We start from the raw sequence: 15723 nt of genomic DNA, 5'->3' as shown, positions 1-15723 counted from the left end.
TCCGTGAAGAAGACCACCACCTGCCTGCTGGCGGGCCTGTGCCTGTCGCCGCTGGCGGCGATGGCGCAGACCGCGCCCACCGCCGGCCAGATCCTCCAGCAGGAAAACGCGCCGCCGCGCGCGCCGACCACGGAAGCGCCGCGCACCCGCATCGAGGAGACGGACACGGCAGCCACTGGCGGCAGCGACACCGTGGCGGTGGCCGGCATCCGCTTCAGCGGCAACACCGCCTTCGCGGACGCCGAGCTGCAGGCGCTGGTAGCCGACGGCATCGCGCCCACCATGACCCTGGACGCGCTGGACGCCCTCGCCGCCCGCGTCACCCGCCACTATCGCGACCACGGCTATCTGGTGGCGCGCGCATGGCTGCCGCCGCAGGACATCAGCGGCGGCACGGTCACGATCGCGGTGCTGGAAGGCCGCGTCGGCGAGGTGGTGCTGGACGACAGGACCGGCCTGGCCGGCAACGCCACCGCCCCGCTCCATCGCCTGCGCGCGGGCGATGCGGTGAACGAGCGGCGCTTCGAGGACACGCTGCTGCGCCTGTCCGATCTTCCGGGCGTGGAGGTTAAATCCACCTTGCGGCCCGGCGAAAGCGTGGGCACGTCGGACTTCATCGTCGACCTGCTGCCGGCCGCGCGCTTCAGCGGCAGCCTCGATCTGGACAACTTCGGCAACCGCTACGCCGGCGCGGAACGCCTCGGCGCCAGCCTGTACTGGAACAACCCCGCCGGCCTCGGCGACCAGCTCAGCCTGCGCATGCAGGCCGGCACCAGCGACTACGGCTACGCGCGCCTCGGCTATCAGCTGCCGTTCGGGCCGTTCGCCACCCGCGTGGGCGCGGCGTACTCGTCGATGCACTACGAACTGGGCAAGGCGTTCTCCGTGCTCGACGCCCACGGCCAGGCGTCCGTCGCCAGCGCCTACGTGCAACAGCCGCTGCTGCGCGGCCGCCGCGCCAGCTGGTACGCCGCGCTGCAATACGACGACAAGCACCTGCACGACGACATCGACGCCACCGGCCTGCGCAGCCGCAAGACGCTGCGCAACGCCACCTTCAGCCTCTACGGCAATTTCACCGACACGTTCGGCGGCGGCGCCAGCACCAACCTCGGCCTGGGCTATACGCGCGGCGAACTCGGCATGGATGCGTTGAGCGCGCTGATCGACCGCCTCACCGCGCGCAGCGCCGGCGGCTTCGGCAAGTGGACGTTCAACCTCCAGCGCCAGCAGCGCCTGCCCGGCAACTGGCTGCTGGCGTTCAGCGCCAACGCGCAGTGGGCCGAGAAGAACCTCGATTCGTCCGAAAAGATGCTGCTGGGCGGCTCCTCCGGCGTGCGCGCCTACCCGCAGGGCGAAGCCAGCGGCGACAGCGGCCACGTCGCCAGCCTGGAACTGCACCACGCCATCGCCGGCCCTCTGGAGGCGTTCGGCTTCTACGACGAAGGCTGCGTCCACCTCAACACCGACACCTGGAAAGGCGCGGGCGACAACCACCGCCGCCTGGCCGGCTACGGCCTAGGCCTGACGTGGATGCGCGGCCCCTACAGCGTGCAAGCCTTCGCCGCCTGGAAGGACGGCACCGGCGATGCGCTCAGCGACAAGGATCGAAGCCCAAGGCTGTGGGCGCAGGCGGTGATGCGGTTCTGACGGAAAGAAGACCCCAGATCCCGGAAGCAGCTCGTACCAACGTCATTCTGATCCTGAAAGCATCCCGCCCCAGTTTGCGCATGAGTAGCGGTGCTGCCATCCGAGCGATCAAACATGGAAAGGCCGCCCGGAGGCGGCCTTTGTGTTGCGTCAGAATCTTGCTCTTCTTAGCCGCAAGCGGCCACGCGCTCATTGTCGATGAACGACTGCACAGGCACGGTGGCATCTTCCTGCGCCATACGCGACAACCTGTCAGCTTGATCACGCATGATGGCCTTGAACTCTGACTCAGCAAAGCGCACAAGGAGATCACGCACCATCGGCTGATAGGCAATTCCGTGATGGCTCGCAATAGCCTTCAGCGCGTCAATCAACGGGATCGGCAGGCGCATGGTCACCAGCTTCATGCTGGCCGCCTGATCCAAAGCTTCACTTGCACCTTTTGCAACGCGCACACTCTCGGCACTCGTCCCCAGCTCACCGGCTTCCCACTGCTCGGTGATCTTTTCATCCAACTCATTCATGGGACTCTCCGTCAAAAATCGATTGGTTTGCCAAGCTCGCGATACGTTGCAATCGCCTTTGCACTTGGCTCGAAGCATGTTCGCAGGTAGATCGTTCCGTCACGCAGGATGAAGCAGACCTTCAAGAGCCGCCCGTGATTGTTGGGAGCAACGAAAAAAGTCGTCGGCGGATCTGATTTATGGTCCTCCGACGTGTCTTCCAGCACTTCGCCAGTGCGATTCATGAAGCACTCACGAACATCCTTCATTGAGACGTTGTGCTTCGCCTGAAGCTTCGCTTTGGTCTTTTCGGAACAAACGATATGCATAGTTCACGTCTGCACCCTGCGGACATCCATTGTATTTACAATAACGGCAAACATCAATAAAACGTTACGACTGTTTCGTATTTACGCAACCGCTCATACGATGGAATGTGCCATTCGTCACCTTCTTGCCGTGTGAACGACCGAGCTTGGCCGCACCGGGGGCATCTGGGGGACACGACTTGACCGAACCCGGCCAATGCCCCGACTCTGCCCCCGGATTGCAACGATCACTTGCGACGATGGCGGAAAGAAAAGGGCCTGACCCCATGGAAAATCCAGCGGAATCAGGCCCTTGTCTGTCGTCCGAACGTGAACGGACGGGTTATTGGTGGAGGTGGGCGGAATCGAACCGCCGTCCGAAGGCACTCCATGCCCGGCACTACATGCTTAGCCCGGTGTTTGGTCTCGGATGCCGGCAACACACCGTGCGAAGCACGCCGTCATCCACACCCGCTGAGTTTCGGAGCCGGTTGGCGGGTCGCCGCCGGAACCTATCCCGTGATGATGACCCTACATCCACGAGCACAGGCACAAGTGGGTTCGGGGCTAGGCCTTAAGCGGCCAGAGCGTAGTTGTCGTCGTTGGCAACTATGAGTTTTGCAGCTGGATTAGCGAGGAAAGCTACCCCCTCGGCATGCGCCGTGCGATTTCGCGACCCCCGTCGAAGCCAGTGCACCCCCGGGAAGTTGTCGATGTCGCCGACCCCGCCAGTATAGGGGCGGCGGCGGCGTTCACAAGCGCGGCGGTCGCCGCCGTTCAGATGCCGCAAACGGAAACGGGCCGCAGCGTGCGGCCCGTTCCGGCAGATCGGCGATCCGCGAAGCCGCTTACGACTCCAGCGGCACCAGGCGGATTTCCACGCGGCGGTTCAGCGCGCGGCCCGATTCGGTGTCGTTGCTGGCGATGGGGAAGCGCTTGCCCATGCCGACGATCTCGAAGCGCTCGCGCTGCACGCCCTGCCCGATCAGGTAGCCGGCGACCGAGTTGGCGCGCTGCTCGGAGATGCGCTGGTTGACCGCGTCGGTGCCGATGCTGTCGGTGTGGCCGCTGACCTCGACGATGGTCTGGTTGTACTGCTTCAGCGTGCTGGCGATGGTGCCCAGCGCCGGGTAGAACTGCGGCTTGACGTCGGTCTTGTTGAAGTCGAAGGTCACGCCGTCCGGCAGGTTGAGCTTAATGACGTCGCCGTCGCGGCTCACGTCCACGCCGGTGCCAGCGGTGGCGCGGCGGAGCTCGGCTTCCTGCCGGTCCTGGTAGACGCCGACAGCGCCGCCCGCAAGCGCGCCGATGCCCGCGCCCACCATCGCATGCTGGCGGCGCTCCACCGCGCTGTCGCCGCTGAGCAGGCCGGCGGCGGCACCGATGGCCGCGCCGATCAGGGCGCCGCGCTTGGTGCGGTTGGGATCGTTCGGGTCGTTGGTCTGCCCGGTGTAGGTGGCGCAGCCGGCGGTGAACGCGGCCAGGCACACGCCCAGGATCGCAAGCTTGAATTGGGGTTTCATGCGGGAACTCCTCGTCTGGAATGGCGCGGGTGGCGATGCCGGACAGAGGCTAGGCGGCGGTTCGTGGCCTGAATGTGAACGGGCGCCGTTCCGTTAAGCCGCGGTTGCGTCTTGCAGCAGCGCCTCCGCCGCTTCGGCGTCCAGCGGCGCGTCCCAGCCGCCCATCATCGTGAGGTACAAGAGCTTGTCGAACTCCTCGCCGAAGCGGCGCACCACCGCGTCCGGGTCGGGGATCAGGCGCGCGTCGGCGATCAGCCCGAAGTGCACCTTGCCGCGATAGCTGAGGATCGACAGGCCCAGCCCGATCGAGCCGGTCTGCGGCACCCAGAACATGATGTCGCGCAGCGTGCAGCCGGCCATGTACAGCGGCTGCTGCGGACCGGGCACGTTCGTCGCCACCGCGCTGGCCTTGCGACTGAACATCTCCAGCGCCAGTTCCTGCACCGGCTGCGGGGCGATGCCGAGCGCGGCCAGCAGGCCGTAGGCGACGATGGCCTGGCGCGACTGCTTGAGCTGGTTCATGCAGTCGGCCACGCGGCGCAGGCGGCGCAGCGGGTTGTCCTCGCCCACCGGAAGGTCGAGGAAGACCAGACCGAAGTGGTTGCCGAGCTTCTTCGCGTGTTCCAGCGGGCGCAGGTTGACCGGCACGGTGGCGCGCAGGCTCATGCCCTCCAGCGCTTCGCCGCGCTCGCGCATGTAGCCGCGCAGCGCACCGGCGGCGGCCGCCATCAGCACATCGTTGACGGTGCAATCGCAGGCGCGGCCCACCGCTTTGACTTCTTCCAGATCGAGCGGCTCGGCCCAGGCCACGCGCTTGCTCACGCCGAGGCGGCCACGCAGCAGCGAGGGCGGATCGTCCGGCAGCGACAGCGCATAGACCAGCTCGCGCGCGATGTCGCCGCCCTCCTTCGCCAGCAGCGTGGCCAGCGACGGGTCCTGCATCATCGCCATGCCCTGCTCCAGCGCCTTGCCGCCGAGCTTCATGTAGCGCTCCATCGCGCCGACGCGGCGCGCGACCGGCGCGGCCTCGTGCTTGAGCCAGCTCTTGTCGAGGCGCGAGCCCGAGGACGATTCGCGGCTGGTGTCGGTCAGCGACAGCAGCACCTGCACCAGCGCGATGCCGTCGGCGTAGCAGTGGTGGATGCGCGCCACCACCGCCGAACCACCCTGGTAGCGCTCGACCAGGTGGAACTGCCACAGCGGCTTGGTGGGATCGAGCGGGCTGGACGCCAATTGGCTGACGAAGCGTTCCAGCGCGCGCTTTTCCGCCACCTTGCCGGGCCGGCCCGGCAGCCCGGACAGGCGCACGTGCCAGTCGAGGTCGAAATGCTCGTCCTCCACCCACTGCGCGCCGGCCGCGCCGTCCACCGGCTTCTGCCGGAACCGCGCATAGGACAAGAAGCGCTGCTGTATCACCTTCTTCAGCTGCGCAAGCTGCATCGGCTCGGCGAACATCAGCACGCCGGTGATCATCATCGGGTTGGTCGGTCGCTCCATCCGCAGCCAGGCGGTGTCGACGCGCGACATCGGCTCGCGCCTGGCGCGCCGTTTGCCGGGCGGTTCCGCTGGACGCTTCAGACGCGGCTTCGACGTGCTCATTCGACTCTCCCCGGGCGTCCGGCGAGTGAATCACGCCGCCTTGCGGACGGTCAACGCGGACGGCGCGTCAGCGGCTGCGGTATTCGCGCGGCACGCGCTCGTTGAGCCGGGTCAGGATTTCGTAGCCGATGGTCCCGGCGCGCCGGGCCACGTCCTCGACGCTGATCGTCTCGCCGTCCTGGGTGCCGATCAGCACCACGTCGTCCTCGACGTAGGCGCTGCCGTCCGGGCCGAGATCGACCATGAACTGGTCCATGCACAGCCGCCCCACGATCGGCCGGCGCCGGCCGCGGATCAGCACTTCGCCGCAGTTGGACAGCGCGCGCGGATAGCCGTCGCCGTAGCCGATCGGCACGGTGACGATGTGGGTGTCGCGCTCCGGCGCCCAGGTCGCGCCGTAGCCGACCGGATGCCCGGCCGGCACGGTCTTGAAATAGACCACCTGCGAGATCAGCGACAGCGCCGGCTTCACGTCCACCGTGCGGTGCGCCGCCGGATCGGGCAGCACGCCGTAGAGCATGATCCCGGGCCGCACCATGTCCAGCCACGTCTCCGGGTAGTGCAGCACGCCGCCGGAATTGGCGAGGTGGCGGATCGGCATCGGCGCGCCGATGCGCTCGAAATGCGCGCAAGCATCGAGGAACCGCTCCAGCTGCTGCGCGGTCATCTTTGATGCGGGATCGTCGGCGCAGGCCAGGTGCGAGTACACGCCCTTGATCTCGCACCATTGCGAGGCCACCGCCGCCTCGATCATCGGCGCGCAGGAATAGCTGTGCACGCCGATGCGTTCCATGCCGGTGTCGATCTTCAGGTGGATCACCGCCTTGCGGCCCAGCCGCTCGGCGGCGGCCTCGACCTTGCGCAGCTTGTCCAGCGAGGACACGGTGATTTCCAGGTCGTGCTGGATCAGCTGCGCCACCTGCCGGCCGAGGATGCCGCCCAGCACCAGGATCGGCACGGTGATGCCGGCGCGGCGCAGCGCCATGCCCTCCTCGACGAAGGCCACGCCCAGTTGCTCCACGCCCTGCGCCTGCAGGTGGTGCGCCACCGGCACCAGCCCGTGGCCGTAGGCGTTGGCCTTGACGATGGCCATCACCGGCACGCCGACGTGCGCGCGGATCGCGCGCAGGTTGCCGCCCAGCACGTCCAGGTCGACCACGATGCGGGTCGGACGCTGACTCATCAGATCGCTCATGGGCGCTATTCGACCACGCGCGGACGCGGCTGCCTAGCCAACGTCCGGCATGGGTTTATTCGAAACTGCCGATGGTGTCGTGGGCGAGGTTGTCGAAGCGCGTGTACTCGCCGAAGAACTTCAGCTTGAAGCTGCCGGTGGGGCCGTTTCGGTGCTTGCCGATGATGATCTCGGCCAGGCCCTTGTCCGGCGAGTTTTCCTTGTTGTAGTACTCGTCTCGGTAGATGAACACGATCATGTCCGCATCCTGCTCGATCGCGCCGGATTCGCGCAGATCGGCCATCACCGGGCGCTTGTCGGTGCGCGATTCCAGCGAGCGGTTGAGCTGCGACAGCGCGATCACCGGCACGTTCAGCTCCTTCGCCAGCCCCTTCAGCGAGCGGCTGATCTCGGAAATCTCGGTGGCGCGGTTCTCGCTGTTGCCGGGCACCTGCATCAGCTGCAGGTAGTCGATCACGATCAGGCCGAGATCGTTCTCGCGCTTGAGCCGGCGCGACTTGGCGCGCAGCACCTCGGGCGACAGGCCGGGCGTGTCGTCGATGAAGATCTTGACCCCGTTCATCTGCGCGATGGCGCCGGTGACGCGGCTCCAGTCCTCGTCCTCCAAGTCGCCGGTCTTCAGCCGCGTGGCGTTCACCCGGCCCAGCGAGGAAATCAGGCGCAGCGCCAGCTGCGCGGCGGACATTTCCATCGAGAACACCGCCACCGCCTTCTTCGACTTCAGCGCGCCGTACTCGGCGATGTTGAGCGCGAAGGTGGTCTTGCCCATCGCCGGGCGCGCCGCGAGGATCACCAGGTCGGTGGGCTGCAGGCCTGCGGTCATCTGGTCGAACTCGACGTAGCCGGTCGGCAGGCCGGTGACGCCGCTGCCGTTCTCGGCGCGCTTCTGCAGCACCTCGAACGCCTCGGCCAGCGCGCGCCGCACCGGCACGAAGTCCTGCTTACCGCGCGAATGGCCCTCGGCGATGGCGAACACTTCCTGCTCGGCCTTGGCCAGCAGTTCGCCGGAGTCGCGGCCTTCCGGCTGGAAGCCGTCGTTGACGATCGCGGTGCCGACGTCGATCAGCTTGCGTTGCACCGCCTTGTCGCGGACGATCTCGGCGTAGGCCTTGATGTTGGCCGCGCTGGGCGTGCTGGCTGCCAGTTCGACCAGATACGCGCCGCCGGCCACCTGTTCGGCGAGACCCTGCGAGTCGAACCACTCGCCCACCGTCACCGCGTCGCAGGGCCGGTTCTTTTCCACCAGTTCGCGGATGGCGCGGTAGATCAGCTGGTGGTCGCGACGATAGAAATCCTCGTGCACCAGCTGGTCGGCGACGCGATCGAACGCGCTCGGGTCCAGCATCAGCCCGCCCAGCACCGCCTGCTCGGCTTCCACCGACTGCGGCGGCACCCGCAGCTGTTCGATGCGCTGTTCGTTGCGGGTCTGGAAACTGGAATCGGGGCGGAATCCCGGCTTGACGCTCATCGGCTGCGTGACTCCCCTTGCATGTTCAATCGCGGCCGGTTGTGACAAGCCGTTTGTCGTTGTCGGATGGAAGCGGTCATCGTAGTCGGGGATGGCCGCGGGCGGTTGCAGATAAGTGTGTGGATAACCGGTGGGAATCTCACCAGCCGCGATGACGACCGCCACGGCATTGGAGGCGGCGAGCCCGGCCCGGGCGCGGGACAATCGGCGACATGGATGTCGCCGATTAGCCTACATGGACGTACTTGCGGCGTGTCCCGCACCCGGGCCGGGCTCGCCGCCTCCAATGACCGGCCGGCATCCCGCAAAAACGAAACGGGCGCCTTGCGGCGCCCGTCGCGATGTTGCTGCCTGGAATGGATCAGGCGGCTTCCGGCACCACCACCACCTTGACGGTGGTGTCGACGTCGGCGTGCAGGTGCACGTGCACCTCGAACTCGCCGGTGTGGCGCAGCGGGCCTTCGCCCATCACCACTTCCGACTTGTTCACTTCGACGCCCAGCTGCTTGGTCAGGGCTTCCGCGATTTCGCGCGGGCCGACCGAGCCGTACAGCTTGCCTTCGGTGGACGAGTTGGCGGCGATGGTCACGCTGGCGTCGGTCAGCTTGGCCTGGCGGGCGCTGGCAGCGTCAAGCGTGGCGGCGGCCTTGGCTTCGTAATCGGCGCGCTTGGCCTCGAACTCGGCCAGGTTGGCGGCGGTGGCCGGCACGGCCTTGCCCTGCGGGACCAGGAAGTTGCGGCCGTAGCCCGGCTTCACGTCGACCTTGTCGCCGAGGTTGCCGAGGTTGGTGACCTTCTGCAGGAGGATCAGTTGCATGGTGTTGCTCCGTATTCGTTAGCGGCGCGCGCTGCGCCGCAACGGTTGCTGTCCGAATGGACGGAAGGAATCAGACGTTGTGGTTGTCCGTGTACGGGATCAGCGCCAGGAAACGCGCGCGCTTGACGGCGTTCTGGAGCTGGCGCTGGTACTTGGACTTGGTGCCGGTGATGCGGCTCGGCACGATCTTGCCGGTCTCGGTCAGGTACTGGCGCAGGGTGTTGAGATCCTTGTAGTCGATCTCGGTCACGCCTTCGGCGGTGAACTTGCAGAACTTGCGGCGGCGGAAGAACTTGGACATGGACGTGCTCCTCAGGCGGCTTCGGCGTTTTCGTTGTCGCCAGTGCCCACGGCACTGTCGCTGTCGTCGTCGCGGCGGCGACGCTCGGGCTTGTCGCCCTTCTCGTCCTTGTTCTTCATGATCAGGGACTGCTCGGTCACGGCGTCGTCGCGACGCATGACCAGATGGCGCAGGATCGCGTCGTTGAAGCGGAACGTGTCGACCAGCTCGTCCAGCACGGACTGCTCGGCCTCGATGTTCATCAGCACGTAGTGCGCCTTCACCAGGTTCTGGATCGGGTAGGCCAGCTGGCGGCGGCCCCAGTCTTCCAGGCGGTGGATCTTGCCGTTGCCGGCTTCGATCGCGCTCTTGTAGCGCTCGATCATCGCCGGGACCTGCTCGCTCTGGTCCGGATGGACCAGGAACACGATTTCGTAGTGACGCATGGTGGTTTCCTTGTGGATGGCGGCAGGCGCGATGCCCGCCGGACAGCCCTCGGCCACCTGCCGAGGTTCGGACAGGCGCGTTCGGGCAAGAGCCTCCCGCAAGCGGGAGCCGCCCATTATGGCGAATCAAGGGGTTATGCGCAAACCGCGGGCTTGCGGGCCCTATTTGCCGGCGTCGGTGGTGAAGCTCGAACCGCAGCCGCAGCCGCCGGTGACGTTGGGGTTGTCGAAGGTGAACTGCGCGTTCAGGCCCTGCTGGGCGAAGTCGATGCGGGTGCCGTCCACCTGCGGCAGGCTGACGGCGTCCACGTAGATGCGCACGCCGTCGGCGTCGAACACCACGTCGTCGGCGGCCTGCTCGCGCGCCATGTCCACCTTGTAGCCCCAGCCGGAGCAGCCGTTGCGGGTCACGCCGAAGCGCAGGCCCAACGCCTTCGGGTCGGCATCGAGGTAGCCGCGGATGCGGTCGCGGGCGGAATCGGAGAGGGTGACGGCCATGCGGGGATTGTAGCTCCGGTAAACTTCCCCTTCTATTTCATGCTTGCAACGCAGGATTTCAAGATGACGACGATCTCCGTGGCCCAGGCGCTGGCCGGGCACGTGCCGGAAGGCGGCCAGGTTTCCGTGCGCGGCTGGGTGCGCACGCGCCGCGACTCCAAGGCCGGACTGAGCTTCGTCAACGTCAGCGACGGTTCCTGCTTCGCGCCGATCCAGGTGGTCGCGACCGATGCGCTGCCCAACTACGAATCGGAGGTGAAGCACCTGACCACCGGCTGCGCGGTGATCGCCACCGGCACGCTGGTGAAGTCGCAGGGCCAGGGACAGAGCTTCGAGGTGCAGGCCTCCGGTATCGAAGTCGTCGGCTGGGTGGAAGACCCGCTGACCTATCCGATGCAGCCCAAGCAGCACTCGCTGGAATACCTGCGCGAATTCGCCCACCTGCGCCCGCGCACCAATCTGTTCGGCGCGGTGACGCGCATTCGCCATTGCCTCGCGCAGGCGGTGCACCGCTTCTTCCACGAGCGCGGCTTCTACTGGATCAGCACGCCGATCATCACCACCAGCGACGCCGAAGGCGCGGGCCAGATGTTCCGCGTCTCCACGCTGGACATGGCGAACCTGCCGCGCGACGGCAAGGGCAACGTGGACTTCAGCCGCGACTTCTTCGGCAAGGAAACCTTCCTCACCGTGTCCGGCCAGCTCAACGTCGAGGCGTACTGCCTCAGCTTGAGCAAGGTCTATACCTTCGGCCCGACCTTCCGCGCCGAGAACAGCAACACCACGCGCCATCTGGCCGAGTTCTGGATGATCGAGCCGGAGATCGCCTTCGCCGACCTCAACGACGACGCCAACCTCGCCGAGGATTTCCTCAAGTACCTGTTCAAGGCGGTGCTGGACGAGCGCGCCGACGACATGGCCTTCATCGCCGAGCGCGTGCAGAAGGACGCGGTCACCCGTCTGGAAGGTTTCCTCAACGCGCCGTTCGAGCGCATCGACTACACCGACGCGATTTCGCTGCTGCAGAAGTCCGGCAAGAAGTTCGACTTCCCGGTCGAATGGGGCCTCGACCTGCAGACCGAGCACGAGCGCTGGCTGACCGAGGAACACGTCGGCCGCCCGGTGGTGGTCATGAACTATCCCGAGCAGATCAAGGCGTTCTACATGCGCATCAACGACGACGGCAGGACCGTCGCCGCGATGGACGTGCTGGCGCCCGGCATCGGCGAAATCATCGGCGGCAGCCAGCGCGAGGAGCGCCTGGACGTGCTGGACGCGCGCATGGCGCAGTTCGGCCTCGACCCGGCGCATTACGGCTGGTACCGCGACTTCCGCCGCTACGGCACGGTGCCGCACGCCGGCTTCGGGCTGGGCTTCGAGCGGCTGGTGGTCTACGTCTGCGGCCTCGCCAACATCCGCGACGCCATCGCCTACCCGCGCGCGCCGGGTTCGGCGGAGTTCTGATGGACGCCGACCTCGTCCTGTTCCTGGCGCTGAGCGCGTTCGCCACCGCGATCGCCGGCGCCACCGCGTTCGTGATCTTCTGGCCGCTGACGCTGGTGCACGTGCGCGACCGCCATCCGCAGCTCGACGCGCAGCTCGGCGAAGGCGCATTCCTCAAGCCGTCGGCGCTGTGGTGGCTGCTGCGCGCCGGCTATCGCACCACCCCGGACCGCAACCTGTCGGGGCTGGCCACGCCGTCGCGGATCTCGCTGCTGGTCATCCTCGGCGGCATCGCGATGGGCGGCGTACTCTGGATCATCGGAAAGGCCTTGTCATGAACCAATCGACGCAGGACAGCTGGTGGCTGGCGACGCTGGGCCGCACCGTGGTCTGGGCGCGCCTGCGCGAACTGGACGCCGGCACCGCCGAGGTGTTCGACAGCGACGGCGCCACCCTGCCCTATGACAGCGTGGACACCGCGCGCGCCGCGCTGATGGACGCCGAGTTCGTGGAATACGACGGGCTGGACGAGGACGACGCGCTGGCGCGCGGCTTCTCGCTCGCCGAAGTCGCGCCGCCGCGCGGGGGTGACGACGCGGCACTGCGCGCGCTGATGGTGCAGTCGCTGGGCGGGCGCGCATAGGTTCACGCACGTCGTCCTTGTCGCGCCAGCGAGATTCCGCCTGCCGGAACAGCGTGGAATGAGCGCAGGTGCGGCAACGGCAATCCCGATCCGCGTCAGTCCTGATCGCGCATCCGGCGCATGCATCAAGCCGTGCCGCGAAGCGGCGGCTTGAACGAACCGTCAGGCCTGCCTTGGGCCGAACATGATGACCAGCATGCCCAGGAAGCAAAGCCCGACGCCGAGCCAATCCGTGGGCGTGGGCTTGATTCCGTCGACCCGCCAGAGCCAGACCAGGGCAACCCCGATATAGACGCCGCCGTAGGCCGCGTAAACGCGACCGGCGGGTTGCGGGTGCAACGTCAGCAGCCATGCGAAGACGGCGAGGCTCGCCGCGGCGGGAACGAGAAGCCAGGCAGAGCGGCCTTGCTTGAGCCAGAGCCAGGGCAGATAGCAGCCGACGATCTCCGCGAGGGCCGTGGCGACGAACAGGCCAACGGTACGCAATGCATCAGGATTCATCGAGCCTGTTCCCGGCGGGCCTGGTTTCTTCGTTCAAGCCGATGCGTGCAAGACCCGCGCGACGCGTCAGCCACCCGGCTTCGCCGCCGGTTCCGGCGCGCGCACGCTGCCGTTGTCTTCCTGCAGTTCCGGCTTGAACGGTACGTCCGGCGCGGCGCGCCCGGTCGAGGACTGTTCGTTGACGTCCGGATCGACCGGCAGGCAACCGCCGCCAAGCGCCAGCAACGAGACCACGCATTTCAGCTTGATGCCGGTGCCGGGAATCGGGATCGACAGTTCCTTGATCCCGCGCCGCACCCATTCCTGCAACAGCGTGCCCTGGGGAATCCAATACTTGTCGAAGCGGGTGGCCTTGTATTCCAGTCCCGGCCGCTTCAGCCAGGTGCCGGCGCGGTCGAGGTCGACGCCGTTCTGATCCGACCATTCGTCCGGCAGGCGCGCACTGCCGTCGCCGTTGAACAGGCCGGACTTGCCGTCGCCGTCGCGACCGTTGCCGTTGCCGGTTCCCGCGACGTTGCGCTTCGACGCGCCCCAGTCATCGCTTTTCGCCGCGCCCGGCCAGCCGCCCGGCGCGGGCTTCAGGCCCGGCCCGGCACCGCTGCCCGCCGCGGTCACGCCGCGTCCGCCGGCCTGCGCGGCGCGCGCACCCTGGCCGGTGCCGGCCTGCGCCTGTCCCGCGCCGGTGGCGCCGGCCTTGTCCGCGCCATTCCTCGCGGTCGGCGCCTTGCCACTGGCGGCGACGCCATTGCCCGGCTGCGCCGCCGGCGTACCGCCGCCGTCGGCTTTCAGCGGAATCTCGCGCACCTGGCCTCGCAGCTGCGGCACCTGCACCTGCGCCTGGCGGTCGCTGGCCGCCGGCACGGCGCGTTCGCGGGCCAGCGCGCTGGCGTCGGGCGTGAACACCTCGATCTCGCGCACCTGCTCCTTCAGCTCCGGCGCGCGCAGCTGTACCTGCCGCTGGGTCGGCTGCAGCGTGCGGATCGGCTGCGTTTCGAGAGTGGAGATCGTCTCGACCTGCTGCCGCGGCTGCACCTCGCGCAATTGCGCCTGCGGCAGGACGACGCTGCGTTCGCGCGGCGGCGGTAGCTTGAAGCCGTCCGGTTGCGGCTGCGGCACTTCGCTGACCTGCAACACCTGCCGGGCTTGCGGCGGCGCCGGCGGCGTGCGCTCCAGCGGCGGGATTTCGCGGCTGGCGTCGATGGCCTGCGGCGCCGGCGTCGCCACCTGCTCGATGGCCGGCGGCGCATCGGCGGGCGCGGGGGTTTCCGTAGCCTGCGGGGCGGGCGTCGGCGCGGGATTGCGCGCGGGCGATGCCGAGGCCTGCGCGGACTGCGCGCCCGCGTTCGCCAGCGCGCCGCCGCCGGTCGCGGCATTGCCGCGGCCGATGAACTCGACCTGCACCACGGATCCGTCTTCTTCGTCGCCCTGCTTCGACAGCTCCATGAAGCGCAGATACATCAGCCACAGCAGCAGCGCCGCCAGCAGCACGTGCAGCACGATGTCGACCGCGCCCACGCCGATCCGCAGCGCGCGCTCGTCGCGCGGGTCCGCCGGCCGGCCCAGCCGCTGCAAATGGAAGAACGGCAGCCCCAGGCGGGTGGCCTTCGACTGCGCCGAATACGTAAGGCCGCGCGCGAGCGGCTGCACCCACGCCTCGATGCGCGCCCGCGCCGCGCCCGCGTCGGCCTGCGGCATCGCGTCGAACCAGCGCTGCCAGCCGGCGGGCATTTCCCCCGCCGCTTCCGGCTTTCCGAGCTTGAGCAGACGCCGCTGGTTGAGCGCGGCGATGACGTCAGCGGCCGTCGTCACGCGCGCCCCGGTCGGTCAGGCCGCGCCGCGCGACGGCATGTAGGGGGCGCTGCCGCTGGCGTGGTCGGTGACGTCGCGCACACCTTTGAGGCCCGGCACCTTCTCCAGCAGGGTCTTCTCGACGCCCTGCTTCAGGGTGATGTCCACCATGCTGCAGCCGTGGCAGCCGCCGCCGAAGTTCAGCACCACGATGCCGTCCGCCGTCACCTCGGTCAGGGTGACGTGGCCCTTGTGCATCGCCAGCTGCGGATTTATCTCGTTGTCGATCACCCACTGCACGCGCTCGGGCAGCGACGCGGCCGCGTCCGGCGCGAAGCCCTTGATCCTGGGCGCGCGGATCTGCAGCTGGCCGCCGGTGGCCATCGTCGCGTAATCGATGTCCGCGCCCTCGAGGAAGGGGACGCTGGCGGCGTCCAGCCACAGGGTGAAGCCGTCGCAATCGACCGCCCACTCGTCGCCGCTCAACTCGTCGCCTTCGGCGAACTCCAGGCGCACGTCGGCGCGCGGCGTGCCCGGATGCTGCGCCGACAGGCGAACGCCGAGCCCCGGAATCGCCTCGCGTTCGATCAGCTTGCGGAAATGCGCCTGCGCGGCTTCGGAAATCTGGATCATGCGACTATTCTAGCCACGCGGCGTCGCCAGCGCGCAGCGCCCGCGACCCGGTTCAGCCCCCGCACGGAGAGCCCGCCATGGCCGATCTCATTCCCCTCGCGCAAGCGCACTGCAGCGTCCGCCACGGCCACGAGCACCGCCTCGGCGACGCCCGCATCCGCGAACTGCTGCCGCAGGTGCCGGGCTGGGACCTGGTCGAGGACGGTCACGCACTGGGCAAGACCTTCACCTTTCCCGACTACTACCGGACGATGTCGTTCGTGAACGCGCTGGCGCACGTCGCCAATGCCGAGAACCACCACCCCGACCTGTCGGTGCACTACGACCGCTGCGTGGTGCGCTTCTCCACCCACGACGTGGGGGGGCTCAGCGAGAACGACTTCATCTGTGCGGCGAAGGCCGACCTGCTGGCGAGTTAGGAATATCGA

Annotated in this window: 18 protein-coding genes and 1 other RNA gene; 5 read left to right on the top strand and 14 right to left on the bottom strand. The window is 67.7% G+C overall.

Annotation, left to right across the window (positions count from 1 at the left end; genetic code table 11):
• Positions 1-3 precede the first annotated feature (3 nt).
• Complete coding sequence (locus H9L17_RS15270; protein ID WP_187570262.1) at positions 4-1650, top strand: ShlB/FhaC/HecB family hemolysin secretion/activation protein; 1647 nt, start codon at positions 4-6, stop codon at positions 1648-1650.
• Positions 1651-1817: 167 nt separating this feature from the next.
• On the opposite strand, the gene H9L17_RS15265 is transcribed toward H9L17_RS15270, so the two are convergent.
• The 11 genes from H9L17_RS15265 to H9L17_RS15215 form a co-directional block, all read right to left on the bottom strand.
• Entirely contained in the window at positions 1818-2174 is a 357-nt protein-coding gene (locus tag H9L17_RS15265; RefSeq protein ID WP_187570261.1) for a hypothetical protein, read from the bottom strand.
• Positions 2175-2185: 11 nt separating this feature from the next.
• Positions 2186-2482: a BrnT family toxin gene (locus tag H9L17_RS15260; protein WP_187570260.1), complete on the bottom strand. Its 297-nt coding sequence runs from the start codon at positions 2480-2482 to the stop codon at positions 2186-2188.
• A gap of 326 nt (positions 2483-2808) precedes the next feature.
• Positions 2809-3162: a transfer-messenger RNA gene (gene ssrA, locus H9L17_RS15255) on the bottom strand.
• Positions 3163-3309: 147 nt separating this feature from the next.
• Positions 3310-3984, bottom strand: coding sequence for a YiaD family glycine zipper/OmpA-like lipoprotein (locus tag H9L17_RS15250; protein ID WP_187570259.1), 675 nt, complete (start codon positions 3982-3984; stop codon positions 3310-3312).
• Between the two features lie 93 nt (positions 3985-4077).
• Positions 4078-5583, bottom strand: a complete 1506-nt coding sequence (locus H9L17_RS15245; RefSeq protein ID WP_187570258.1) for a WS/DGAT/MGAT family O-acyltransferase — start codon at positions 5581-5583, stop codon at positions 4078-4080.
• Between the two features lie 67 nt (positions 5584-5650).
• Positions 5651-6778 carry an alanine racemase gene (gene alr / locus H9L17_RS15240; RefSeq protein WP_187570257.1) on the bottom strand — a complete coding sequence of 376 codons (1128 nt, stop codon included), beginning with the start codon at positions 6776-6778 and terminating at the stop codon, positions 5651-5653.
• 55 nt (positions 6779-6833) lie between these two features.
• On the bottom strand, positions 6834-8246 hold the full coding sequence (locus H9L17_RS15235; protein ID WP_187570256.1) for a replicative DNA helicase: 1413 nt from the start codon (positions 8244-8246) through the stop codon (positions 6834-6836).
• A gap of 361 nt (positions 8247-8607) precedes the next feature.
• On the bottom strand, positions 8608-9063 hold the full coding sequence (rplI, locus tag H9L17_RS15230; RefSeq protein WP_187570255.1) for a 50S ribosomal protein L9: 456 nt from the start codon (positions 9061-9063) through the stop codon (positions 8608-8610).
• A 70-nt stretch (positions 9064-9133) separates the two neighbouring features.
• Positions 9134-9364 (bottom strand): 30S ribosomal protein S18, encoded by a 231-nt coding sequence (gene rpsR / locus H9L17_RS15225; protein WP_114961112.1) that lies wholly within the window; start codon positions 9362-9364, stop codon positions 9134-9136.
• An 11-nt stretch (positions 9365-9375) separates the two neighbouring features.
• Positions 9376-9789 (bottom strand): 30S ribosomal protein S6, encoded by a 414-nt coding sequence (gene rpsF / locus H9L17_RS15220; protein WP_187570254.1) that lies wholly within the window; start codon positions 9787-9789, stop codon positions 9376-9378.
• 162 nt (positions 9790-9951) lie between these two features.
• Positions 9952-10287 carry a HesB/IscA family protein gene (locus H9L17_RS15215; protein ID WP_187570253.1) on the bottom strand — a complete coding sequence of 112 codons (336 nt, stop codon included), beginning with the start codon at positions 10285-10287 and terminating at the stop codon, positions 9952-9954.
• A 63-nt stretch (positions 10288-10350) separates the two neighbouring features.
• On the opposite strand from H9L17_RS15215, the gene asnS reads away from it, so the two are divergent.
• From asnS to H9L17_RS15200, 3 genes are read left to right on the top strand one after another with little or no spacing between them, the layout of a single operon-like run.
• Entirely contained in the window at positions 10351-11751 is a 1401-nt protein-coding gene (gene asnS / locus H9L17_RS15210; protein ID WP_187570252.1) for an asparagine--tRNA ligase, read from the top strand.
• On the top strand, positions 11751-12068 hold the full coding sequence (locus tag H9L17_RS15205; protein ID WP_187570251.1) for a hypothetical protein: 318 nt from the start codon (positions 11751-11753) through the stop codon (positions 12066-12068). Before asnS ends, H9L17_RS15205 begins: the two co-directional genes overlap by 1 nt.
• Positions 12065-12373, top strand: coding sequence for a hypothetical protein (locus H9L17_RS15200; RefSeq protein ID WP_187570250.1), 309 nt, complete (start codon positions 12065-12067; stop codon positions 12371-12373). Before H9L17_RS15205 ends, H9L17_RS15200 begins: the two co-directional genes overlap by 4 nt.
• 162 nt (positions 12374-12535) lie before the next feature.
• Here the strand turns inward: H9L17_RS15200 and H9L17_RS15195 are convergent, their stop codons facing one another.
• The 3 genes from H9L17_RS15195 to H9L17_RS15185 form a co-directional block, all read right to left on the bottom strand.
• The gene (locus H9L17_RS15195; protein ID WP_223158120.1) at positions 12536-12859 is read right to left on the bottom strand and encodes a YnfA family protein; all 324 of its coding nucleotides are present in this window, start codon (positions 12857-12859) and stop codon (positions 12536-12538) included.
• Positions 12860-12940: 81 nt separating this feature from the next.
• Positions 12941-14683, bottom strand: coding sequence for a hypothetical protein (locus tag H9L17_RS15190; RefSeq protein WP_187570248.1), 1743 nt, complete (start codon positions 14681-14683; stop codon positions 12941-12943).
• Positions 14684-14698: 15 nt separating this feature from the next.
• Positions 14699-15295, bottom strand: coding sequence for an NfuA family Fe-S biogenesis protein (locus H9L17_RS15185; RefSeq protein WP_187570247.1), 597 nt, complete (start codon positions 15293-15295; stop codon positions 14699-14701).
• Positions 15296-15372: 77 nt separating this feature from the next.
• On the opposite strand from H9L17_RS15185, the gene H9L17_RS15180 reads away from it, so the two are divergent.
• Entirely contained in the window at positions 15373-15714 is a 342-nt protein-coding gene (locus H9L17_RS15180) for a 4a-hydroxytetrahydrobiopterin dehydratase (protein ID WP_187570246.1), read from the top strand.
• Positions 15715-15723: the final 9 nt, after the last annotated feature.

Origin of the sequence: Thermomonas brevis (assembly GCF_014395425.1) — a bacterium.
Taxonomy (GTDB): Bacteria; Pseudomonadota; Gammaproteobacteria; order Xanthomonadales; family Xanthomonadaceae; genus Thermomonas; species Thermomonas brevis.
The sequence above is the reverse complement of the archived record's forward strand: the minus strand, read 5'-3'. Positions and strand labels throughout refer to the sequence as shown.